Here is a 23,571-nt window from a genome sequence, read left to right on the forward strand (position 1 = left end):
GCAACTAAAATCAATTAAAATAAAAATAAAATTAATTATGATTTTCTTATTCTCTATAGAATTTTCCTTCCCCACCGTGTTTTTCCATGTATTCTATTGCCTTATCAGCAACCTTCTTTAAAACTTCTTCCCCACTCTTATAATCTGGAGCGATAACCTCTATTCTATATTTTGGTGAACCAACATAGGTTATCTTAACCTCAACGTCCTCGTATGGATTTGCTTTTAAAGCATTTGTTAATGCCTTTTTAATAATTTTAACTCCATTCGGTGCTAAGGATTTCAATTCAACAAACCCTTCAACCTTAACGTTTGTTAATTCAATGTTTTCTTTTGCAATCTCATATAATACATCTACCCACTCTTGTGGAATATCCAAATCAGCCAATAAATCCTTACCCTCAATAACAAGGCCCTCAAAAGCACTGTAAAGTTCTCCAAACTCTTCCTCCAACAAATAACCAACCTCTTCCCAAGCCTCTTCTAAACTTTTTCCTAACTTCTGTGCAGCCATTTCGAGCATTTTTTCTGCTCTTTGGAACCTCTTCCATTCTTGTACTTTTGCCCTTTTCTGTTGTTCAGTGACTCTCTTTAATGATAAATCTATCTGCCCTTTTTCTTTATTGACTCTCATTACTTTTGCCACAACCCTCTGGCCTTTTTTAATGTAATCCCTAATATTCTTAATCCAACCTGATGAAACTTCTGAAATGTGTACCATCCCTTCCTTCCCAGGGTATTCTAAGAGCTCAACAAATGCCCCAAATGGTTTAACATCAATAACTGTTCCAATGACTATATCTCCCTCTTCTGGAAAATCTCTTCTCATAAAAACACCTCCAATAATAACAATTTTTGATAACAAAACCATCTAATTACCAATTAAATTTAGTTTTTGATTATACTTAAATTTTAAAGCCAAACATATATAAATATTTCTTAGATTTTTTATTTTCTCAAAATGTACTTCAAAAAAACATGATTTCCAAAAATACAGCAACAACAACCAAAAATAAAAGAAAAACCTTTAAATTTCTAATTAAAACAAAAGAGCCAAATAAAAAGATAAAAAAATTATCCTAAGACTTCTAAAATTTTTGCCTTGATTAATCCTTTTGATGCTCTTGGCTCTGCTAATACTTTACCGCAAACTAAACATTTTACAACTGTTGAAGGGCACCCAAATATTACTTGCTCGTTGTTGCACTCTGGGCATTGGACTTTTAAAAATTTACTTCTTGGTGTTGGTATCAAGTCCATGCTCCCACCTTGTTTAATTTAATTTTTAGTGTTTCTACATATTAAATTACAAATTTACTCTACTAATTCAAATTTACTTACCCTAAATCCACCATTTGCTCTTGTGTGCATCTTACCGCAAACTGTACATTTGTATCTTAAGTCCAACTTCTTTGTTGGCTTAGCGTTGTCTGGTAAAGGTCTTGGGTAACCTCCATAACCTCTTAAAACTCTTCTGAATTGTCTTTGACCCCAAGTTAATTCACTTGCTTTTCTCTTTTTTGCTCTCTCTACAATGTGCTCTGTGTGTTTTTTACAGTATGGACAGTATCTTCTTATCCTTTTTTTCATTTTCATAAACATTCACCTTCTTCACTATATTGTGTTTCTCCAAAATCGTTGCTATCTCCCTGTTTAATGCTACAACATCATTCTTCTTTAACATATAACAATAATCCCCATCTGTAAAAGCAGGGAAGTTATGAATAACCCTTACAACATCAATATCTTTTTTTATATTTATATGTTTTGGTTGTGCATTTACATTCTCAATATCCCTACTAACATCCTCACCAACTTCTTCGTTTTCTCCATCCTCAAAATTTTCATAACTTTCTTCTATGGTATCATCAAACCCCAAATCCTCCCCTACAACCTCATCTTCAACATTTTCTTCAATCAAATCCTCAGTTTTAGGAACTTCTTCTTCCTTTTTATACTCGATATCTTCAATGAGACTTAAAATCTCCCTCTCTTCTTCCAACAAATTTGTTCTGTCTCCATAAAGTGCCTTATATATCCTTAATTTTCTCAGTTCCCTTAGATAATATTTGGCCCTTTCCACCTCTTTTTCATCATCATTATTTTTTAGATACTCCCTTGCATCTTCATAAAAATTTTCGGAAAGATTTAGCAAATCATCAGATTTTATCTCCTCAAAAAATAAATTTTTTATTTTTTCATACATAACAACCACAATTTGGATTTATATAAAAAAGGTAAAAAGGATTATGATTCGATCCTTGGAGCGAGTAAAAATGTCAAATTAGCTCCAGCAACATCATACTCAATCTTAACAGGCATGTCTGTTCCCAAGTATATTTTTAAAATATCACTTGATGATGCTGCCTTTGTCATATCTCTTAAATACTCAAGGTTGAAAGTGCTCTTTGCATTTTCTCCAATGTTCATGCTGATAATACTCTCACTATCTTCCTCAAAGATTGTCTCACTCTCGTTCAAATCCCCTTTTGCATAAACAATGAACTTACCATCCTCAACTTTTAAAGTTACATGGTCATTTACCAAATCCGCATCCTTCAACGCATCAACAAATGGACCTGCTTTAATTAAGATTTCATTTGGATACTCAATATCTGGAACTTGGAGGTTTGATGATGAGACATCATACAAAGCGAGGGCAAATTTTCTTGTAGCAGCCCCTTTAAATATCACATTTAATTTATTTTTCTCTTCATCCAACTCCAAAATTAACTTGTCTTTTGCCTTTGCCCTATTCATTATCTTTTTAAATGCCTCTAAGTCAACACCGATATCATGAACGTCTGCCTCATATTCCTCAAATGCCTCTTTTGGTATATCTATACTTACTAAGGCAACATGACTTGGATCCATTGCCCTCGCTTTTATACCCTCTTCATTAACTTCAAAGCAAATCTCATCTAAAAGATTGCTTGCGGCATCTATAACCTTTTTGAATTCCTTAGCTTCACTAATTACTGCCCTAAACATAATCTCACCTATATCACTAAGACTAAAAGAAATTGACTATATTTTTAGTTTTTACTTAATTTTTTAATACTTAGTTTTTAATATAATAATTCCACAACACACTTTTATATGTTTTTGTTTTTTGAAAAATATAGGGTAGTTTGCATTTATAAATGACCACAATTTTCAATGAAATAAAAAGATAAATTATTCTCTAACACCTTTAAAAAAGGTTCGAGCAGCGAAAACTCCACAGAAGTTTTCGCCTAAACTCTTAGCGCACACAACTATAAATGACATTTAGCATAACTCAAATTCAAATTAGAATTTTATTAAATTTGCTTAGAAATTGAAATTTAAGATTTGTGGATGTGTTATATTTCGTAGAACGACTATACTTTATTAGATTAGGAACACTATAAAATTTTATGCATAATTATTGTTTTTTAAAAATTTTATTATTGTAGTTAAATAAGTGTAAAAAACTACAAACGGACTATAATAATGTTATTCAGATACAAAATCCCAGAAAGATTTAACAGCACTTGGATTTTTTGGTCTCTTTCCTTTTACTAAGTATAGATACCTTGTTAAATCCAAATCTTCAACAGGAACTATTTTAACCAATCCTGCCTCTGCGGCTTTCTTTGCAGCAATCTCTGATATTATACTTATTCCATAACCTTCTGAAACAGCAGTTATAACAGAAGAAGTACTACCCAAACTCATAACAACATGCAAATCCATTATTGAATATCCTCTATCTTGGAGAGCATTTATTATCACTTCTCTTGTACCAGAACCTTTTTCTCTATCTATATAATCCTCTTTTAAGATATCAGATAATGTTGCCACTCCTTTCTTAGCAAGTGGATGATTTGGAGGAACAATTAAAACAAGCCTATCCTTCCCTATAACAACATAATCATAATTTTTATCATATAAATGCCCAACAGCAGCAATATCTGCACTACCTTCTTCAAGCATTTTGAAGCATTTCTCTGAATCAGTTATGGTTATTTCGAAGTCAACATCCTTAAATTCTTTCCTATACTCTCTTATAATACTTGGAAGTATATGTTCTCCAGGTGTTGTACTTGCTGCAACCCTTATTGTTCCCTCTGGATGCTCATGTAAAATTCTCATCTGTTGCTTAGCATTGTTTATGTAATCCAATATCTTTTCAGAGTGTTCATACAATATTTTTCCTTCTGGAGTTAAATCCACACCTTCAGGTGTCCTTAAAAATAACTGAGCATCAAAAAACTTCTCCAATGCTGCTATATGATTACTTACAGTCCCTTGCGTAACCCCAAGTTTCTTTGCGGCCTTTGAAAAGCTTTTTGTCTTAGCAGCAACAAGGAATGTTTGGAAGTAACTTATCTTTGGATCCATTTTAACCACCATGATGATCTAATTAGGATATGAATGTAACATTAATATTGTTGTATTCATTATTAGAAAAACTAATATATAAACTTATGGTGATAATTATGATAATACCTCACAGAACCCCATGTTTAGAAGGTAAAATAAATGTAGAGGGAGAGGAAGAGCATTTAAAATTAGTTTTGTCTCATTTACTAAAAAAAAGGAAAAATGAAGATAATATAAAAATTTTACCTTCTGGAAATGCTGCTATTTTCATAGCATCAAAAATAGTAAAAGATATTCTTGGAGAAGGAAACATCCTTATTCCCGACATGGGTGGTTGGAGAGGATTCCTAAGATATCCAAAAATGCTAAACCTAAATCCCATAAAAATAAAAACAAATCTTGGAGTTGTAGATATTGAAGAATTAATAAGTAGTATTGAAAAATACAATCCAAAAGCACTATTTTTAACATCTCTTGCTGGATATCTTGCACCCCAACCATTAAAAGAAATAAAAAAGGTTTGTGAAGAGTTTGGAATTTTGTTTGTGGAGGATGTCTCTGGAAAAATAGGGGATGATTGTGGGTATGGGGACATAGTTGTATGTTCAATGGGAAGTCCAAAAATTATAAACTGCGAGTATGGTGGATTTTTGGCATTTGATGAAGAAATAAAGGAAGAATTAAAAAAAGTAAATAAATTAGATGAGCTAAATGCATTGATTAAAACATACAAAGTCCCAAATTTCTTTGGTTTGATGAAAGAAGAGGCAAAAAATGCAAAAAAAGTATATAAAAAATGCGTCTATTTCTCAAACATCATAAAAAGTGAAATGGAGAATGCATACTTCAAAGATAAAGATGGGGTCTGTGTATTCTTAGAATATGAAAATCCTCGCGAGGTTGCAAAATTTGTAGATAGTCGTGTAAAATTAGACAATGGAAAATCTATAATCACAAAATGTCCACTATACGATAGAATCCTTAGAAATGGAATTGTTGTGGAGATAAAAAAGATGGATGTTTTAAATATTGATAAAGATAACATCATCGAAATTGTAAACATACTAAAAAAGCAAATCTAAAAAAAGCAAATTTAAATTAATTTTAAATTGTGATAAAAATGAAGAGCAAACATTAATATTGCAATATCGGTGTAGGATAGCACCCCCCACCTCACTGCCAAATTAAAAAATTGAGCACCCCCATATTATACATAACCCTATTTTTCGTATATATACTTTTCTATTTTTTTTCATTTTCGTAAAATCTGAAAAATGGCGACAATGTAATAAACATTAACAAAACTAAATATATTATAATTTAGATAATAATTCCTTTCTTTTTTTCTTTTTGAAATGATATTGATTTTCCAACTCTAAGTGTATTCGTTCTAAAACCTCTTTTAAATTGTCAATATAAAATTTTTTTGGTTTTCCTTCATCTGAACGTATTATACCCCTATTTTCCAATTCATTCAGGATTTGATAGAGTTTCGTTTGGGATATACGAACTTTTTCCAACATTTCCTTTGCTGTTAATTTTTTGCCAATAAGCAGAGAAATTACTTCAACTTCATCATCCGAAAATTCAAAATATTTTAACTCTTCTTTCCAATTTATTCTTTCATCAGCCGAATCTATTACCAACCCCACGAAAGTTAAAGTATTATGGTAAGACAACGTGCCTTTTATTATGCTCTCACCATAACTCAAAAATCCAACACTACACTGTCCCCACAAATTTTCCTTAATATTTAGTGATGGCCGCTGAAAAATACTGTTATTTTCAGGGGGCTGTAAGGTATTTCCGCTTGTGGTTTGAATCCTACAAATTCTTCCACTTATAGAATTTTCTATAACCCACCTACATGCACAATCAATTACAAATATTATTGGGTTTTTAAATTTGTTTTTTATTTTTTCTATGGCTTCTTCTCGAGATTTTCTTGTATTTTCTGGGGTAGTCTCCATCATAACCAAAAAAGTTCCTTCTTTAACCTTGTGCATCAAAACAAGGGCATTTCCTTCAACGCTCTTTAAGAATTTTATGTGGTAGTTCCCATAAGTGTCATGAACACCTAACGGATACAACAAGGCAAGATCAAGATTTTTGAAGTTTTGTGGTTTAAATTTTTTAACGATCTCTTCATAGGGGATTTTCGTATGGTCACTTATCATTTTTGCATATACTTCAAATGCAGGTTTTCCATCAAGTTCATATACAACATTTCCTTCAGCTTTTGTAACTCTCGCATAGTATTGTGTTGGTTTATACCCATGTCCGTATATAACATCCATTTTTTTGGAACATATACCCAAAGCCATAACTACCGAGTTTTCTAAGACCTTATCTTGGTATATTTGGAATGTCTTCTCAAACTTAAAACAATCTCCAGATGTGCCTCCAATAATTGGGACACCACTTAAAACATTACTTATACCACCTATAATTTCATTTTCACTGTCTGAATTCCAATCAAAAAACACAAAACCAACTAATTTCTCATCTAACGAGATTCTTGAACTGATATTCTTTAATTTTTTTAATACGCTCTTTGCCAAAGAAATTCCAAGATTTTTTGAATCATTATTATTAATTTTCTTATATTCAATAGCCATTTTACAATATTCATCAAACACTATTAACAATGCCCCATTTTGGGTAAATTTATGTTCAGAAAATTCTCCAGCAGTGGTGCAACCAATCAACTTTGAAACATCTATCTTAGATTTTAACCCATTTAATAACTCAGCAATATCTTCTTTTTTTGTGAGTGATGTTAATAGAATCATTAGAGATGGATTTTTTATTTTGTTAGACACTTCATACGCCATATCTAATCCTGTCTTGTACGGATCTTCAATTTCTTTGTGGACGTAATACACAATCTCCCCCCACAATACTTCAAACATTCAAACTACTATTTTACTTTTTGATTTTCGCTTTAATAATTCTTAAGTATAATGTCTTTTATCTAAATATCATAAAATAAATTAAATATTAATAACAATACAAGCCAAACCCAACTTTTAAAATTTTAAAAAACAATTAATAACAATCACCTAATTTCTTAACTATGATAACAACAAAAAACAAAAATTATACTCAATAAACATAGCCCAGAATGATATTACAATAAGGATATATAAAATTTACCTTAAAAATAATATATTTATATGTTTCAAGATTATAATACTGTAGAAGGTAAAAATTAAAACTTTTATTTAAAATGCATTTTTGATTTTTTCAGCTGCTCTTTTCATAGATATCCTAATTAACCCCAAATTTACTTTTGCATCAGTTAAAACTACTAAAATTCCTTCCCCAGCATCAGTCATTAAGGTTTTTCCAAATTCGCTCTCAATCATTGCTTGCTCTAATTTTCCTTGTCCAATCTCTGCAGCAGTTCTTTCCGCAGCCCCAAATGCAGCAGAAGCCATAGCACCAACTAATTCACTGTCTATGTTTGAGGGTAGTTGGGCTGCGATTACTAAACCATCCTTACCAACAACCATAGAACCTTTTATACCCTCTGTTCTATTTAAATCTGCTAATATTCTATCAATCATTCGTTTCACCTCAAAAACAATTTTGTATATAAATATATTTTATTTATTTATTTTTAATTTTTTATTAAATTTTTTATTTAAAGTTAATTAACTTGCGATAAAATACAACCTACAATTTTATCAATGCCTTCCCTATTTAATGCAGAGCCTTCAAGAATATCCACATTTAAGGATTTTAATTCATTCTTTATTTCTTCTATTTTTGATTTCTCCACGAGGTCCGTTTTATTTATAAATATTAGATATGGAATGCCCTTATTTTTTAATGCGTCTATAATCTCTCTATCAACACCCCCCAAACTAACTGTGGCATCAATAACAAGCACAACAAAATCTGCTCCATTCAAAGCTATATCCCTCATGAACTCAAATCTCTTCTGACCGGGAGTTCCAAAGAAATGAATTTTCTTATTATTTATCTCAATAGACCCATAATCAATTGCTACTGTTGTTCCTTTATACTCAACCTTACCAATCTTCCCTATAAGATTTTCCATCAGTGTTGTTTTCCCGACATCACTTGAACCTACTACAACAACTTTTATTTCATTTTTTCTTTTTTCTTTTGACATAATTTCCCGCTAAATTGTTATTCAAAAAGTTTTCTCATACTCCTTTTAATTGCTCCTTTTGCTGCAGCCCCACCCATTAACGTCTCAAGTTCTTTAACAAGGGACTGTGCAGCGACCAATGTTGTTGGTTTTATCTCAGCATTTTCCATTTCTTTTTTCAAATCATCATTTAAATTAGATAATATTTCCAATGCAGCATCTAAGTCCTTTTGATCTTTTAATAGATGCATTGATGAAGCTGATCTTATCAATAACTCTGGATTTAGAGCTTTTAGCAATCCTTTTACCCCTGAAGTTTCAACAAGGGAAGCCATAGTTTGCAATGTCATAATGATCTGCTTTTCTATCATTTTTTCTGGAGCATTTATGATTTTCTTACCAACTGTATAGTAATCCAAAACTCCTGCAAGAGCAACGGCTGTAACGAGAGATCCCATATCAGCAACAGTTGATGAAACATCCGCTGGAACAACATAAGCCTTTTTGCCTGCACTTTCTGCCAACTCGACACATTTATTTACCTGCTCTTCTGTGGCATAGCATGTTCCATCAGTTGCCTTCCCACTTATAACATAGTGTCCATGTTGAGGAGTTCCTGGAACTGCTGCTGGGTGCATTGATGTAATACCAACATCCTTTCTTTTTGTCCTTAAATCAACTTCCAACATAGAATATAAAACAATAGGAGAAACTGTACATGTATTCGCAATTACTGCATTTTGTGGTAGGTAGGGGAGAATATTCTTAGCTATTTGAAAAGTCTTTTTACCAAATGGTGTGAAAAGTATTGCAATTTCCGCATTTTTTGCAGCTTCAATATCATCTGAAACAACTTTAACTCCTGCATCTTCAACAACTTTCCACATTTCATCTGTAAGCATATTTCTATTTGGTTCTGCCAAATAAACTTCGTGTCCCGCTTTGGCAAACTCAATAGCCATTCTACTGCCACCGTAAGGTGGAGCCCCCCCATAAGTTTCAGGCAAACGTAACTTATTCACATATAACTCCTGATTTCCTGCTCCATATACAGCCACTTTCATAAATTCACCCCCAAATTGAATATTTAAAAAAAAAACCACAAAAAAGCATTATAGTAATAATTTTAGCCAAAGTAATATTTAAATTTTATGATTTATTTATGATTTATTTTTGTGAATATTAATTTTTTATATATGCGGCAAAATCCAAGGGATTTTGCCAAAGATATACGGCAAAACCGAAGGTTTTGCCAAATAATTTTAACGCATACGACTATAAATAACCTGTGAGCTGGGGTCTATGCAAATTTCAAGATAATTTGGGTTCTCGTTAGATTACCATATTTTGTAAATCGCTCATCTTCAAACATCATTACCTATAGATAACAAGTTTTACCATTGACAATTTTTTATATGCACCAGCCCGCAAAGCCACGATAACAGCACACTATTTATATAGGCAATCTTGAATGAACATGAGTGAATTAGAATTACTAATTTTTTCATAATAATCACCTACCACTAATGTAATATAGTCAAGTGAATTATAATTTAAACTAAAACTGCAATAAATTTTTAAGATGTTATATCCCCCATATCAAAATTTAACGGAAAACCAAAGGTTTTGCCGTATGTCTTCTGCACATGACTATAAATGGATATTTGTTAAAATTGAAAAAATTTAATGGCACTCATTTACAGAATAAGTATATATTTAAGCTTCATTTAAACTTCAAAAAAACATAAATATTAAAATATTACTAAGGTTTTATTAGCATATACGGATACGTTGGTGATACCATGAAAACTAACAAAACCATTTTTTTAATCGTATTGTTTATGTTGATGAATATATCAAGTGCAAATATTCCATACAAGTGGACATCAACAATTCCCGTATATTTTGTCCCAATATCTTCAATAAACAACGTTTCTTATTACTTATCATCAGATAGCATTGTAGTATTTTACATTGATAAAGATTTTGAATGTAATGAGAAAATGAGTAAAATATTACCGGCTATTAATGTCTATAACAACTATCACATCTCTCCAAGTGCAATCCCAGGCAATAAAACTTTTAAAAGTATAGAACCAATTTTTGTTTATAGTAAAGATGGTAAAAAATATATAGAGAATTTTATTGTTAGAGGGGTAAAGATTAGCGAAAATCCGCCAGTTTATGAGGTATATGATAAAAAATTATTCATCCCACAAACTATCGACAAAAATGATAAGGCAATATTGGATGTTGTTGGAGAATATGTCGCTAAAAAAGGAGGAATCTTTGCATACATAAACAAAGTTCCTCCATACCACAAACATGTTGTAGTCAGTGGTGTTGTTGTGGAAAAAATAATCCCAAATCCTAATGGAGAAAGTGCTGTCGTCGTTGCTGGAAGGAGAATACCTGTAGAGGTTAGAGACGATGAAGAAATAAGCAAAAAAATAGCAATTATTAAAAAATTATCAGAAATTATGAACTTTAACGTTACCTATATCACAACAGGTTCTGAAAATATTGAGATAATTAAAAAATCATCATTAGAAGATGACGAAAAAATACTTTTAAACCAATATTGGTTCAAAAAATGGTGGGGTAACTACACTCACATATACTACAAACCATCAAAAGACTCTGAAAATAAAAATATAGACATCCTTGCTGCAAGTTACTATCCACTAATCTACTTTGACAAAGCTCCTGAAACCTTCCAAAACGACCCAATTGGTGATTATTACCCACAAACTATATCCTATTCTGGAACTGAGGATGTTGGGTATTGGAATAAGGGGCCAAAGTCAGAAAATATCTACTACTACTCAACAGATGAAAAATATTGGGAAGGAGATAACAACTACTGCATAAATCCACACTGGATGTATGAAGGTGAATACTTGCCAATGTATAACAACTCAGAGATAAATGAAAATAAATACAGATACTTCAGCCACTGGTATGTTAAAAACTATGGATATGCATTAACAAAAAATGTTAGTGGATTGTTGCTATTCTCAAATGATAAAACACTATTAGATATAATTTTTGGAAGGGATGTTGAAGATGCATATTGGAAATTAAACCCTAATGGAAAAATAAAATACATGGTAATCCCAGGTAAAAAAAATATTGAAGAAGAAAATGGTATAACAATAATCAAAATTCCAGGATTATCTACTGAAAAAATTTATGGAGTAAATTATATTGATGAGATTTACATACCTCCAAGCGGGGAGGAATTTGGCATCTATATTGCGGATATAATGAAATATGATTACGACCTCATAAACAAATTGAAAGATAACTACACATACATAACATCTTTCAGAGATTATGTCAATTGGATAAACTCCTATAGAAAAAATAGCATAACAATTGAGAATAATACAATCCACTTAAAGTCAAATAATGGAATAAAAATAACAGTTTATGTAAATAAAAGCTTATATGACATCCTAAAAGACAACAATTACAAATTACAAATTGAAGAATACAACAAAGATGCCTGCAGATTTGTAATAAGCAATCCTCCAAAGAATTTAATCCTTAATTAATAGCATTTAACAGCATGATTCTTAAAAAATTTTGTTCAAAAGTAGGTGGTATATAATGAGATTAGGTTTTTATAATTTGCAAGGAGGAACTGGAAAGACCACAGTAGCTATTAATCTTGCGTACTATCTCAGCGAAAAAGCAAAAACAATCTATATAGATTGTGATTTATACGCAGGAACAAGCGGAATTTTGTTTGGATATGAAAATGACCCTCACAACCTAAATTCATACCTTTCAGGTAACAGTAGTTTGGATGAGGTAATCCACACCTACAACAATTTAGCCATAATCCCTAGTGATGTATCGCCAGATGCATTCAATGCAGATATGGACTTTGAAAGGTTCGCAGAGATGGTTGATATCCTTGAGGAGACCTACGATATAATAATATTTGACTTGCCTCCAAACATTACAGAAGGAAATCTTCTTTTCTCATCAATTGATAAAAAACTCATAAACAAGATGATAATTGTTGGTGAAGATAGCATTCCAGGAATTGTCAATACTCTAAAGACACAGGAATTATTGACGGCTATAGGCATAGGAGTTACAGGAACCATCATCAATAAATACAGGGGAATTGTTGATTTTGAAGATATTTTAGATAATGTCATTGCCCTTCTTCCATACGATAAAAAGGTTGAGGAACAGTGGGCTCTCAACAAGCCAGTTGTGGAAATTAAATCTAAGTTTGGTAGAGAGTTGATTTACTTAGCAGAGGATTTAGCACATGTTTACATAGAAAAAGATTTAGCTGCAATGAGGGCTCTAAAACTTGCCAAAGAATTGATGGGATTAGCAGAAGATGAAGAATAAAATTATAATTAATGTGTTAAAGATTCATACTATATTTCAAAATTTTTAAGAAGAGTAAAGGTTATTTAAGGCAAAACCTTTGGTTTTGCCATCAATTATAGTCGTTCTACAATTTAAATGACAGTTAACATAACTCTAATTTAAATTGGAGTTTTGTTAAACTTACTTAAAATTGAAATTTTATTAGGCGAAAACTCCTGCGGAGTTTTCGCTGCTCGAACCTTACGGTTCGATTAGGCGAAATCAAAGATTTAGTTGAATAACTACGTTATTCAACTTCCCTGCAACCGAAGGTTGCAGTGGACGCTGCTCGAACCTTCGGTTCGAAGTTGTAAATAATGGCTATATTTTGTAGAACGACTATAGTAATGTTTATGCATTCAATACGAATATAAAGTAGGAAAAAACAAAATATATAGGTAAAGAATAAAAATCATAGAAAGCGAAAAGGATATTGAACATATATTTCCCAAATATAAAAATACAACTTAAAAACCACATGTATTAGATATTGCAAATATGTTAAATCGTTGCCATAATAACCTATTTTCGACAACCTCCAAAATATCAAAACTTTATTTTTATAGATTTTAGTTCAATCAATATTTTTGATCAATATTTTTGAATGCTGAGGTGTGAAACGATGCTAACAAAAAGAATAATCCCATGCTTAGATATTAAGGATGGACGAGTTGTTAAAGGGACAAAATTTTTAAATTTGAGGGATGCTGGAGATCCTGTTGAGTTATCAAAGATTTACGATGAGCAGGGGGCAGATGAGATTGTTTTTTTAGACATTACTGCCTCTTATGAAAAGAGAGATATTTTAATTGATTTGGTTGAGAGAACTGCTGAGCAAGTATTTATCCCTCTAACAGTTGGAGGCGGAGTTAAATCAGTAGATGATTTTAGGAGAATTTTAAGAGCTGGGGCAGATAAGATATCAGTAAACACTGCTGCTGTAAAAAATCCTAACTTAGTAAAGGAAGCAGCAGATATTTTTGGTTCTCAATGTGTTGTTGTTGCAATAGACGCTAAAAGACATTACGTAAGTGAGGAAGATTTGGATAAGGAAGAAAATCAGGACAAATACATTGTTAAAACAGAAAATGGATACTGTTGGTTTGAAGTTTATATTTATGGAGGAAGGAAGGCAACAGGAATAGACGCAGTTAAATGGGCAAAAAAAGTTGAAGAGTTAGGGGCTGGGGAAATATTATTAACAAGTATGGACGCAGATGGAACAAAAAATGGATATGACTTAATGTTAACAAAAGCAATATCAGAAAATACCAAACTCCCAGTAATAGCAAGTGGTGGTTGTGGAAATGCTCAGCATGTTTATGAGGCATTTGAGTATGGGAGAGCAGATGCTGCATTAATGGCGAGTATTTTGCATTATAGGGAATATACGGTTGAAGAAATAAAACTTTACTTAAAAGAGAGAGGCATCCCTGTCAGGTTGTAAAAATTCAGTTATTAATCTTTCAAATAAATTCTCTCAATAAATCATAATAATTCTTCTTTTGTTTTTTTGAAGTTCAAATAAATACTCATTTTACCATTTATTTTTTTGGATCTTTTCTAAATTCAAATTTCAGTGTTTTTATGTTTTAATTTTAATGTTTTAAATTTTATTATCATTAAAAATATGCTCCAAAAAGATGCAAATACCACGTAGATTTTTTAAATATTCTTTAAAAATTCCTTAAAAATGGTGCTCTGGGCGAAATTCAAACGAAACTTTTAAAAAGTTGAATGAAAACCTTTCAGTTTTCATAGCCCAACCCTTACGGTTTAGTTTCATCAGAAACCTTTAAAAGAAACCTTTAAAAAAGGTTTCATCCAAATCGGATGCATTGCTTCGCTTCGCTCAGCAATGCCTCTTAGCTTCTATATGAAACTTTAGAAAAGTTTCATCCAAATTGGATGCACTGACCTGAAACTTTTAAAAAAGTTTCATCAAAGGGATGATTGGTGCCCTGGGCGGGATTTGAACCCGCGACCTCAGGATCCGCAGTCCTGAATCATATCCTGACTAGACCACCAGGGCACACAATTGCACTTAAAAAAGTTGGATTATTGTCTGCAGAGTTCAACTAACTCTTTGACTAATTCTCTCTCAATTCTACCCTCATTCCTATCTCCTTTTGTGCATGCTGCTCCCCTAACACCAACAATGTCACATCCAATCTCTTTTAATATTGGAATATGTTCTTTCTTTATTGAACCTGCTAAAGCACACTTTAATCCATACCTATGGGTCTCTTCAACAAACTCTCTTAAAGTTTCTTTGTCTAAATGGTCAAATAATGTTTTTCCATCTTTAATTGCAGTATCTAACATAGCAACATCGCAACCGCTATCCCTTGCAACCTTTGGGATAACGAGGGGTTCAACAGCACCAACTCTATAAGCATCAGCATATCCTGCTGCAACAACAATTTTATTTTCGTCAATATCTTTAACCGCTTTAACAACTTTTTTCATTAAATCAACTGCCTGATTGTAAGATTTTGTTCCATATAAACCAACTTTTATATAATCTGCCCCGCTTATTGCAGCACCCATTGCAGCAAGGGCAGCAGTTCCTGGCTTGTATGGGACGTCCCCTATTGTTGCACTCACAAGTAGGTTTTTTGGAGTAACTTCTCTAATCTCTTTAATTACCCATGGGAAATTTGCTCCAAGGGAACCCTCTACTGGATTTTTTACATCTATTATGTCTGCTCCTCCTTCTATCGCCTCAATTGCCTCATTTACATCCTTAGGACTTACTAATAAAAGCATGACTTCACCTAAAATAGTTTTGTATTAAATTTGTCTTAAACAATGATACCCGTACTGTAGTAATAATTTTATGAAATTAAATTTAATATAAAAATTTAACGTTATAAATATCTTACAAAAATACAAAAAAGTAATAAAAAATAATAATTTTTATTTTTTGAGTAATTTCACAATCTCTAACCCAAAATCCTTAGCGTAGTTAGGGTTTTTTGCAGTTACGATATTTCCATCCACAACAACACCTTTATCGACATAGGTTGCCCCATGTTTTTCAAGTTCTTTAATTGCTTCTTTTGCTGCATATACTGTTGCCTCCTTATCCTTTAAAATCCCCGCCCTTGCTAAAACTACTGGAGATAAGCAGATGGCAGAAACGACTTTGCCATCATTGTAGAATTCTTTAACAAGTTCCTGCAACTCAACATTATCCCAGAGGTATTCTTTAGAACCAATTCCCCCAACAATTACTATAGCATCATAGTCCTTTGCATTAACCTCATCTATGGTTTTGGTTGTTGTTATCTTACCCCCAAGCATCCCTACGTGTTCTCCTCTTGTTGTTGAGACAACCTCAACATTAAACCCATTCTCTTTAAATATTTGCAAAGGTTCAAATAACTCCTCATCTCTAAAATCTTTTGGTGCTATTACAATTAAAACACTCACAGTATCATCCTCAGTTTCGTTTGTTATTTTCTTTTCCACACATCCGCATATAGTTGCCAATAAAAGAATCGACAAAAAGATTAGCCCCCTCATGTTCTCCCCCAATGGTTTATTTATACATAGATATATTAATACATTTTGATTTTGCAAGGTGATGCAATGAATGAAAATGTTATTTTTGAGTTTATTTTTAACTATGCAAAAAATAACAACTATAAAAAGATTGTTGAGATTGGTGTAGGATTCAATATCAATATTGCCAAAAAACTACATGAGTTTTTTGATGTTTGTGTTGTTGATATAAATAGAAATGCCATAGAAAATGCAAAAAAAGAAGGATTAAATGGATTTGTTGATAATGTATTTAGCCCAAATTTATCCATTTATACAAATACTGATTTGATATATTCAATAAGACCTCCAAGGGACTTACAGTTGTTTATTTTGGATATTGCAAAAAAGATAAACGCTGATTTAATAATTAGACCTCTATCAAATGAGTTCCCAGTTGACTTAAAGTTAAAAAATTATAATGGAGAAATTTTTTATGTTCTGAAATAATACCCTTCCCTCGCTGAAAATTTTTATTTTTTAGTTTATTCAATTTTTAGGGGTTATTTTTTAATTTTAAGGATTTTTATCAAATTTCGAAGGGTGCTTTATTTTGAAAGATTTGCATATTTAAATTTAATGATTTATTGAGATTTTTGGATTTAAAAACCTAATAGATTATATTTCAAATTTTCCCCGATTAATAGGGTTTATTTAACAATTTAAAACGATTTTAAAAAATTACTTCGAATTTAAACGATTTTTAGGGAAGTGCAGAGGTATATAAATGAACAGTGTTAATACCCCTTCGAAAATTAACGTCCCAAAAAGAAGCAAATAGAAACCTTTATATAGGAAAAAAAGCAAAATATCGTCCTGTTAAAATCAGACCCTTAGGGGGATGGAAACTTTGTCCAAAACAAAAAATACTACGACGAGGAAACTGTTAAAATCAGACCCTTAGGGGGATGGAAACACATCTTCTACAATTTCTACAATATTCCTCTTTAATAGTTAAAATCAGACCCTTAGGGGGATGGAAACATGTAAGGATTTTCTATAAAAATATCTGCTATTCTAATTGTTAAAATCAGACCCTTAGGGGGATGGAAACTGTTGGTTCTTTTTGTTACTGAGTATGTCTTTTGTGGTATCGTTAAAATCAGACCCTTAGGGGGATGGAAACTGTTGGTTCTTTTTGTTACTGAGTATGTCTTTTGTGGTATCGTTAAAATCAGACCCTTAGGGGGATGGAAACATTCCTTTATCTTTTATTTTTTCTCTTGCCATTTTGAGTTAAAATCAGACCCTTAGGGGGATGGAAACAAATTTATTGCGTTTATCCATGCCATCATTGTTATTTCTTTTGGGGTTAAAATCAGACCCTTAGGGGGATGGAAACACAATTTTTCTACATCCTAAAATTTTGAAATCATTATATCCATAGTTAAAATCAGACCCTTAGGGGGATGGAAACAGATTTTAAACAGTTTTTAACAAGCATTATCAATAACCATGAGGTTAAAATCAGACCCTTAGGGGGATGGAAACATTATAGAGTAATGACTGATGAAAACTATCCTTTTAGTTAAAATCAGACCCTTAGGGGGATGGAAACTTTTCATAATTATCCCCACAAAAACTTTTTTAAAAATGTTAAAATCAGACCCTTAGGGGGATGGAAATTCGTCTTTGTATATATTCGCACTACTATGACCCTTCTGTTAAAATCAGACCCTTAGGGGGATGGAAATTAAGAGTAATCAACCCTAAAGAGCTGGAAGGTATCCCATACGTTAAAATCAGACCCTTAGGGGGATGGAAACTTCAATACCTCAGCTTCTTCTTTTGTGTTCATGGCTTGTGCTAGTTAAAATCAGACCCTTAGGGGGATGGAAATTTTAAGTTATTTGATTTTGGAACATCTTTAATTTTGTTAAAATCAGCCCTTAGGGATGGAAATTTTATTTTTACCTAAAAGAGGCATTGCTGAGCGAAGCGAAGCAATGCATCCCTTTGATGAAACTTTTTAAAAGTTTCTTTTAAAGGTTTCAATTAGAGCCATAGGGGGATGGAAACTACTTTCTTTCTATCGATGATTTCAAAAAAATAGACCATTAAAATCTCTATTTTGCTGAATCTATTGGTAAGGAAGTGAGTATTTTTAATCTCCATCTATGTTTTTAATTGTGACACATAAAAGAACTACCGAAAAATTTATATATTAGTTCTATATTTATTGATTGTGCTGACAACGTGCCTCGGTGGCTCAGCCTGGTAGAGCGCCTGACTTGTAATCAGGTGGTCGGGGGTTCAAATCCCCCCCGGGGCTCCACTTGTCCTTGCCCTTTTGAGGGCCTGTGGGGTAGCCTGGTCTATCCTTTGGGATTTGGGATCCTGAGACCCCAGTTCAAATCTGGGCAGGCCCACCACTTCTTTCCCTTACGTCCCGCGGTAGTTCAGCCTGGTAGAACGGCGGACTGTAGATCCGCATGTCGCTGGTTCAAATCCGGCCCGCGGGACCATCTTAAATACCTCCTTTAAATACCCCCTCATACGAAACCTTCGAACCGAAAAGTTTATATATGAGAACGACGTATGGTATGTTGCAATCAAACGAGAAGCAAAAAACAAAAAGGTAAAATTTGTTGAGGGCCCGTAGCTCAGTCTGGCAGAGCGCCTGGCTTTTAACCAGGCGGTCGAGGGTTCAAATCCCTTCGGGCCCGCTATGCACTGGTACGGCGGTCATAGCGGGGGGGATACATCCGATCCCATCCCGAACTCGGAAATTAAGCCCCCCAGCGATGCCCCGAGTACTGCCTTCTGGTGGGAAAGGGGCGACGCCGCCGGCCACTTTTTATTATTTTCATAATTTAAATGAGAGGTTGTCCTCGGTGACTTATGTTGCCCTGGTGGTGTAGCCAGGCCTATCATACAGGACTGTCACTCCTGTGACTCGGGTTCAAATCCCGACCAGGGCGCCATAATTTTTTCATTTTATTTTTAGAAAATTAATCCATAAATTTAAATGTATCGTTGGGATATAATGAAGAGAGACCAGAATGAAGTTGATGAATTTTACAAATTTTTAAAAACAAAGAGTATCTTAAAACTTATTATAAAAAATTTATTTGGAAAAAAGACAGAGTTTTTAGATACCAATAAAAGAACGGAAAAACCTCACTTAGATAATTGTATAGGTTGCGGATTGTGTATAGACGTTTGTCCAACAAATGCAATAGAAATTTTCAAATTTAGGGAAATTATATGCTCATGTTGTGGGGTATGTGTAGAGGTTTGCCCAAACAACGCTATAGAAAAGGATAGGTTCACAATTAATGCAGAGAAATGCACCAAATGCGGTTACTGTGTTCTATTTTGTTCAATTCCCTACATAAAAAATGAAATCCCAAAACCAAAAACGCCTGTTATAACATCCGAATGCAACAAATGCATGCTTTGCATTAAAAAATGTGAAAATAAAGCAATAGAGTTTAAGGACAACAAAATTATTATTGATGAAGAAAAATGCAAGAATTGTCTAAAATGTGTTGAGTTTTGTCCAATGAAAGCCATCTTATCACCAGAAGAGTCCATTAACTCCTGCATTGTTAAGGTTGACATAAACTCATGTATATTCTGCAAGGAATGCGTGGAAGTATGTCCACTAAAAAAGTAGATGAAAGAATTATTGAAGAAGCAAAAAAGGACTTCAAGTATCTAATAGATAGGGGTTATAGAAAAGAATATGCATTAAATGTCGTATGCAACCACTACAGAATCCCAAAAAATGAAAGGATAAAAATCATTAGAACTGTCCATAGTGAAGAAGAGATAAAAATCATAAAATCTAAGTTAATATCCATTGAGGATTTAAAGAAATTAAAGAGCAAAGAAATAGAAATAAACATTGACGGATATAACGTTTTAATTGGAGTTGAGGCATTTTTAAAGGGAAGAGTTATTTTATGTGATGATGGTATTTATAGGGACTTTGAGGGCGTGTATGGAAAGTATAAGATGAGTGAATACACTGAAAAATCTCTCAATTTATTGCTAAAGTTATTCAAGAAACATAATATAAAACCTACATTTTATTTTGATGCCCAAGTTTCTAAAAGTGGAGAGTTGTCTAAGATGACTAAAAATTTTATGGAAGAGAACAATATTAATGGAGATGCAATCTGCACAAAGCATTGCGACAAAACTTTAAAAGAAAAAGAAGTTGTTGCTACGAGTGATACTATAATTATAAAAAGCCCCAAAGTTAGATATGTTGTTGATTTGATAAAAGAATTAAAGGTGGTTAAATGATAACTGCATCAATAATTGGAGGTACTGGATATACTGGGGGAGAACTGTTGAGGTTATTAGCAGGGCATCCACATGTAGAGGTGGAATATGTTACATCAAGAAAAGAGGCAGGTAAAAAAATAACAAAGATACACCCTCACTTAAAAGGCATAAAAAAATTTGAAAACTTGGAGTTTATGGATGTTGATGTTGATAAAATAGATTCTGATGTTGTATTCTGTGCAACTCCCCATGGAGCATCAATGAAAATTGTCCCTCAACTAATTGAGAAGGGTTTAAAGGTTATTGATTTAAGTGGAGATTATAGGTTTGAGGATATAAAGGTTTATGAGGAATGGTATGGATTAAAGCATATTGGTGTTTTAGAGGGAGTTAAAATTGCCTACGGATTACCTGAATTACATAGAGATGAGATAAAAGATGCTCAACTCGTTGCAAACCCAGGATGTTTCCCAACTGGGGCAATATTGGCAGTGGCTCCATTGGTTAAAGAGGGGATTATTGAGGAGAGAATCATAATCGACTCAAAGACAGGAGTTAGTGGAGCAGGGGTTAATCCAACAGAAACAACACATTTCCCAAATGTCAATGAGGACATCAGTCCATATAAAATAACCACACACAGACACACACCAGAAATAGAGAAGGAATTGAAAAAATTGGGTAACGCAAAGGTTTCCTTCACCCCCCATCTTGCTCCTTTAACAAGAGGAATTCTAACAACAGCCCACACATTTATAAGAGAAGATGTGAAAAGAGAAGATATTATTGAGTTGTATAAAAAATTCTATAAAAATGAGCCATTCATAAGAATTTTTGATGATGGAAAGGTTTCTTTAACCGCTGTTAGAGGAACAAACTTCTGCGATATTGGTGGATTTGAAATAGATAGAAATGGAAGGTTGGTAATAATATCAGCAATAGACAACTTGGTTAAAGGAGCAAGTGGACAGGCAATTCAAAATATGAATATAATGTTTGGATTTGAAGAAACATTGAGTCTATTGTTTGGAGGTCTTAGACCATAACTTAATGTATAATTATTAAGCATGAATCCAATGAAATATAGTCGTTCTACAATTAGATAACAGTTAACATAACCTAATTATCAAAATAAAATATACAAAAGGTATCTTAAAATATTACAGATGAAGCAAAAAATAGCAACAAACATACACACATTTATTATGCAAAGAAAAGCTTATCTTTTAATAATAAATCTACCCGCAGAAGAGTGTTTTGGTAAAACTTCTATACCTAACGATTTTAAGTATTTGTAGGTATGCGTTCCTTCCCCATGGATAAAAACTTCCCCTAAATCTTCTGGGGTATTTACATCAATGGAAATTAAAAACGAATCGTAAACTATAACTTCAACATTCCTCTTTTTTGCTTCATCGATATGTTTTAAAAAACTAAAACCTTCATATTTTGGTTCAATTATATCTTTTGGGTTCAACAATAGTAAATTGGTTCCTCCTCCTCTTGAAGGGCTAATAACAATAGAATTCTTTTTTGATTTTGATATAACTTCCTTTATATGATATTTTTTTATTAATGGAATATCTGCTGGAACTACTATAACTTCCTCATCCTCCACTGCATTAATTGCCTGCTTTATTGCATTATTTAATCCCTTTCCCCTTTCTTTTAGAGGAATCAATCCAAGTTCTTTTGAAAAATTCAAGATTTCATCATCTTTACTAATTAAGCACACTTCCAAATCCTCTAAAGCATTATAAACATCCATTATCATGTTCATTAAAAGCAATTTTCTTTCTTCTCCTGTTAAGAATTCTGAGAGCCTTGACTTTGCTGAATTCAGTGGAGACACTGGAATCACTGCTATCATTTTTATCCCCTTAAATAAACATTTTTGCCCTACCAAAAGCTCCTAAATCCCCAACTTCACCGTGTCCTGGATAGATTTGAGCAATTCCCTTTTGATATGCAATTCTCTCAAGTTTTTCAATAGAAGCCCTCAACTCAGCCAAATCTCCAGTTGGCAAATCCCATCTTCCAACACCATACGCAAACAAGGTATCTCCAGTAATCATCTTGTCCTCAACTACTAATGAGATACTACCCTTTGTGTGTCCAGGGGTGTATATAACCTCAATTCCAACCTTATTCAACTCATCCTTAACTTCACTGATTGGGATAATTTCCTTTGGGGGATTAAAAGTCGCATTAAAAAGCCATGAAACCGTAACCTTATCCCCATTTTTTAAATGCTCAACTTCTGAATCGTGGATGATTGTTGGAGCATCAAAATACTCCTCAAATAGATAATCACTTCCCGCATGGTCATAATGACAGTGTGTGTTTATTACCAAATCAATATCCTTTACAATTTCCTCTATTTGATTTTTTAAAAATTCAAAGTTTCCTGGTGTTCCTGGATCGATTAAGATGTTCTTTTTTCCAACAATTAAATAGGAATTTGCATCATAGTAGACACCATTGAGTTTATATATCATACTCTCACCAAAAAATATTTAAATAGGTATTTTGTTAATTTTGTTTTTACCAAATAATTATTTTCCAATAGACTCCCTAACCCTCAACAAGATTTCTAACGCTTTTCCTATTTCAATTATTCTGCTAATCTCATTTTCATCCTTTAATCTTTCCAAAAGATAATTAATTTTATCATCTAAAATTTCTTCTTGCTCTATATTTATCTCTTCTAATTTATGGACATCTTCTGTTTTCTTATCATTTCCTTTAATTTTACATATTGGACAGTAAACTTCACCATCTTTCTCAAATAACGGAGCTCCACACTTTTCACAATGGTCACCAAGCATCTTTGCCCCTTTTAATAGTTCTCTTGACATTAATTGTACAACATCCATCTTACCACCAACTATTTATACCTCATTACATAATATATTGAAAAAGGTTAT

At 32.7% G+C, this 23,571-nt stretch carries 23 protein-coding genes, 6 tRNA genes, 1 rRNA gene and 1 CRISPR repeat array; of the genes, 14 read left to right on the forward strand and 16 right to left on the reverse strand.

Going from position 1 to position 23,571, the window contains the following annotated elements; translation table 11 throughout:
• Nucleotides 1-46 precede the first annotated feature (46 nt).
• The 6 genes from METIG_RS04905 to METIG_RS04930 form a co-directional block, all read right to left on the reverse strand.
• Nucleotides 47-829 (reverse strand): translation initiation factor IF-2 subunit alpha, encoded by a 783-nt coding sequence (locus METIG_RS04905; RefSeq protein WP_048055672.1) that lies wholly within the window; start codon nt 827-829, stop codon nt 47-49.
• Between the two features lie 245 nt (nt 830-1,074).
• Nucleotides 1,075-1,260, reverse strand: coding sequence for a 30S ribosomal protein S27e (locus METIG_RS04910; RefSeq protein WP_013799133.1), 186 nt, complete (start codon nt 1,258-1,260; stop codon nt 1,075-1,077).
• Between the two features lie 54 nt (nt 1,261-1,314).
• The gene (locus METIG_RS04915; RefSeq protein WP_013799134.1) at nt 1,315-1,596 is read right to left on the reverse strand and encodes a 50S ribosomal protein L44e; all 282 of its coding nucleotides are present in this window, start codon (nt 1,594-1,596) and stop codon (nt 1,315-1,317) included.
• On the reverse strand, nt 1,553-2,206 hold the full coding sequence (locus METIG_RS04920) for a hypothetical protein (RefSeq protein ID WP_013799135.1): 654 nt from the start codon (nt 2,204-2,206) through the stop codon (nt 1,553-1,555). Before METIG_RS04920 ends, METIG_RS04915 begins: the two co-directional genes overlap by 44 nt.
• A gap of 41 nt (nt 2,207-2,247) precedes the next feature.
• Nucleotides 2,248-2,991 (reverse strand): DNA polymerase sliding clamp, encoded by a 744-nt coding sequence (locus METIG_RS04925; RefSeq protein WP_013799136.1) that lies wholly within the window; start codon nt 2,989-2,991, stop codon nt 2,248-2,250.
• Between the two features lie 486 nt (nt 2,992-3,477).
• Nucleotides 3,478-4,365 carry a selenium metabolism-associated LysR family transcriptional regulator gene (locus tag METIG_RS04930; protein ID WP_013799137.1) on the reverse strand — a complete coding sequence of 296 codons (888 nt, stop codon included), beginning with the start codon at nt 4,363-4,365 and terminating at the stop codon, nt 3,478-3,480.
• A gap of 98 nt (nt 4,366-4,463) precedes the next feature.
• On the opposite strand from METIG_RS04930, the gene METIG_RS04935 reads away from it, so the two are divergent.
• Entirely contained in the window at nt 4,464-5,429 is a 966-nt protein-coding gene (locus METIG_RS04935; protein ID WP_048055540.1) for a hypothetical protein, read from the forward strand.
• Between the two features lie 231 nt (nt 5,430-5,660).
• Here the strand turns inward: METIG_RS04935 and METIG_RS04940 are convergent, their stop codons facing one another.
• The 4 genes from METIG_RS04940 to METIG_RS04955 form a co-directional block, all read right to left on the reverse strand.
• The gene (locus METIG_RS04940; protein WP_048055541.1) at nt 5,661-7,232 is read right to left on the reverse strand and encodes an FIST N-terminal domain-containing protein; all 1,572 of its coding nucleotides are present in this window, start codon (nt 7,230-7,232) and stop codon (nt 5,661-5,663) included.
• 339 nt (nt 7,233-7,571) lie between these two features.
• Complete coding sequence (locus tag METIG_RS04945) at nt 7,572-7,916, reverse strand: roadblock/LC7 domain-containing protein (protein ID WP_013799140.1); 345 nt, start codon at nt 7,914-7,916, stop codon at nt 7,572-7,574.
• Nucleotides 7,917-7,999: 83 nt separating this feature from the next.
• On the reverse strand, nt 8,000-8,488 hold the full coding sequence (locus METIG_RS04950) for a GTP-binding protein (RefSeq protein ID WP_013799141.1): 489 nt from the start codon (nt 8,486-8,488) through the stop codon (nt 8,000-8,002).
• Nucleotides 8,489-8,505: 17 nt separating this feature from the next.
• A complete protein-coding gene (locus METIG_RS04955; protein ID WP_013799142.1) occupies nt 8,506-9,531 on the reverse strand; it encodes a H(2)-dependent methylenetetrahydromethanopterin dehydrogenase-related protein in 1,026 nt (341 codons plus the stop codon).
• A gap of 738 nt (nt 9,532-10,269) precedes the next feature.
• Between METIG_RS04955 and METIG_RS04960 the strand changes: the two genes are divergently transcribed.
• The 3 genes from METIG_RS04960 to hisF all read left to right on the forward strand — a co-directional run bounded on the left by METIG_RS04960 (nt 10,270) and on the right by hisF (nt 14,309).
• Nucleotides 10,270-12,024 (forward strand): hypothetical protein, encoded by a 1,755-nt coding sequence (locus METIG_RS04960; RefSeq protein WP_013799143.1) that lies wholly within the window; start codon nt 10,270-10,272, stop codon nt 12,022-12,024.
• A 55-nt stretch (nt 12,025-12,079) separates the two neighbouring features.
• On the forward strand, nt 12,080-12,841 hold the full coding sequence (locus METIG_RS04965; protein WP_013799144.1) for a MinD/ParA family ATP-binding protein: 762 nt from the start codon (nt 12,080-12,082) through the stop codon (nt 12,839-12,841).
• Between the two features lie 643 nt (nt 12,842-13,484).
• On the forward strand, nt 13,485-14,309 hold the full coding sequence (gene hisF, locus METIG_RS04970; RefSeq protein WP_013799145.1) for an imidazole glycerol phosphate synthase subunit HisF: 825 nt from the start codon (nt 13,485-13,487) through the stop codon (nt 14,307-14,309).
• A 507-nt stretch (nt 14,310-14,816) separates the two neighbouring features.
• Here hisF and METIG_RS04975 read toward each other — a convergent pair.
• The 3 genes from METIG_RS04975 to METIG_RS04985 form a co-directional block, all read right to left on the reverse strand.
• Nucleotides 14,817-14,894 (reverse strand) — tRNA-Arg (locus tag METIG_RS04975).
• 26 nt (nt 14,895-14,920) lie between these two features.
• Complete coding sequence (locus tag METIG_RS04980; RefSeq protein ID WP_013799146.1) at nt 14,921-15,631, reverse strand: (5-formylfuran-3-yl)methyl phosphate synthase; 711 nt, start codon at nt 15,629-15,631, stop codon at nt 14,921-14,923.
• 150 nt (nt 15,632-15,781) lie between these two features.
• On the reverse strand, nt 15,782-16,390 hold the full coding sequence (locus METIG_RS04985; RefSeq protein WP_013799147.1) for a DJ-1/PfpI/YhbO family deglycase/protease: 609 nt from the start codon (nt 16,388-16,390) through the stop codon (nt 15,782-15,784).
• Between the two features lie 66 nt (nt 16,391-16,456).
• Between METIG_RS04985 and METIG_RS04990 the strand changes: the two genes are divergently transcribed.
• The 10 genes from METIG_RS04990 (at nt 16,457) to argC (ending at nt 21,690) form a co-directional block, all read left to right on the forward strand.
• Nucleotides 16,457-16,858, forward strand: a complete 402-nt coding sequence (locus METIG_RS04990; RefSeq protein WP_013799148.1) for a UPF0146 family protein — start codon at nt 16,457-16,459, stop codon at nt 16,856-16,858.
• Between the two features lie 368 nt (nt 16,859-17,226).
• Nucleotides 17,227-18,248: direct repeats of the CRISPR family, unit length 31 nt; unit sequence GTTAAAATCAGACCCTTAGGGGGATGGAAAC.
• Between the two features lie 358 nt (nt 18,249-18,606).
• Nucleotides 18,607-18,683, forward strand: a tRNA-Thr gene (locus tag METIG_RS04995).
• A gap of 19 nt (nt 18,684-18,702) precedes the next feature.
• Nucleotides 18,703-18,780 (forward strand) — tRNA-Pro (locus METIG_RS05000).
• 16 nt (nt 18,781-18,796) lie between these two features.
• A tRNA-Tyr gene (locus METIG_RS05005) sits at nt 18,797-18,873 on the forward strand.
• A 127-nt stretch (nt 18,874-19,000) separates the two neighbouring features.
• Nucleotides 19,001-19,074: transfer RNA gene (locus METIG_RS05010), tRNA-Lys, on the forward strand.
• Nucleotides 19,075-19,085: 11 nt separating this feature from the next.
• Nucleotides 19,086-19,200 (forward strand): 5S ribosomal RNA (gene rrf, locus METIG_RS05015).
• Nucleotides 19,201-19,254: 54 nt separating this feature from the next.
• Nucleotides 19,255-19,332 (forward strand) — tRNA-Asp (locus tag METIG_RS05020).
• A gap of 62 nt (nt 19,333-19,394) precedes the next feature.
• Nucleotides 19,395-20,027: a 4Fe-4S binding protein gene (locus METIG_RS05025; RefSeq protein WP_013799149.1), complete on the forward strand. Its 633-nt coding sequence runs from the start codon at nt 19,395-19,397 to the stop codon at nt 20,025-20,027.
• Nucleotides 20,009-20,662: a DUF434 domain-containing protein gene (locus tag METIG_RS05030; RefSeq protein WP_048055542.1), complete on the forward strand. Its 654-nt coding sequence runs from the start codon at nt 20,009-20,011 to the stop codon at nt 20,660-20,662. Before METIG_RS05025 ends, METIG_RS05030 begins: the two co-directional genes overlap by 19 nt.
• Nucleotides 20,659-21,690 (forward strand): N-acetyl-gamma-glutamyl-phosphate reductase, encoded by a 1,032-nt coding sequence (gene argC, locus METIG_RS05035; RefSeq protein ID WP_013799151.1) that lies wholly within the window; start codon nt 20,659-20,661, stop codon nt 21,688-21,690. The genes METIG_RS05030 and argC overlap by 4 nt, the downstream gene beginning before the upstream one ends.
• A gap of 173 nt (nt 21,691-21,863) precedes the next feature.
• On the opposite strand, the gene cofC is transcribed toward argC, so the two are convergent.
• Genes cofC through METIG_RS05050 form a run of 3 tightly spaced genes read right to left on the reverse strand, consistent with a single transcriptional unit; the run spans nt 21,864 to nt 23,520 of the window.
• Nucleotides 21,864-22,514, reverse strand: coding sequence for a 2-phospho-L-lactate guanylyltransferase (cofC, locus tag METIG_RS05040; RefSeq protein ID WP_013799152.1), 651 nt, complete (start codon nt 22,512-22,514; stop codon nt 21,864-21,866).
• A gap of 10 nt (nt 22,515-22,524) precedes the next feature.
• Nucleotides 22,525-23,142 carry an MBL fold metallo-hydrolase gene (locus tag METIG_RS05045; protein WP_013799153.1) on the reverse strand — a complete coding sequence of 206 codons (618 nt, stop codon included), beginning with the start codon at nt 23,140-23,142 and terminating at the stop codon, nt 22,525-22,527.
• 57 nt (nt 23,143-23,199) lie between these two features.
• Nucleotides 23,200-23,520, reverse strand: a complete 321-nt coding sequence (locus METIG_RS05050) for an Sjogren's syndrome/scleroderma autoantigen 1 family protein (protein ID WP_013799154.1) — start codon at nt 23,518-23,520, stop codon at nt 23,200-23,202.
• Nucleotides 23,521-23,571: the final 51 nt, after the last annotated feature.

The organism is Methanotorris igneus Kol 5, from assembly GCF_000214415.1.
Classification (GTDB): Archaea; AGJL01; Methanococci; order Methanococcales; family Methanococcaceae; genus Methanotorris; species Methanotorris igneus.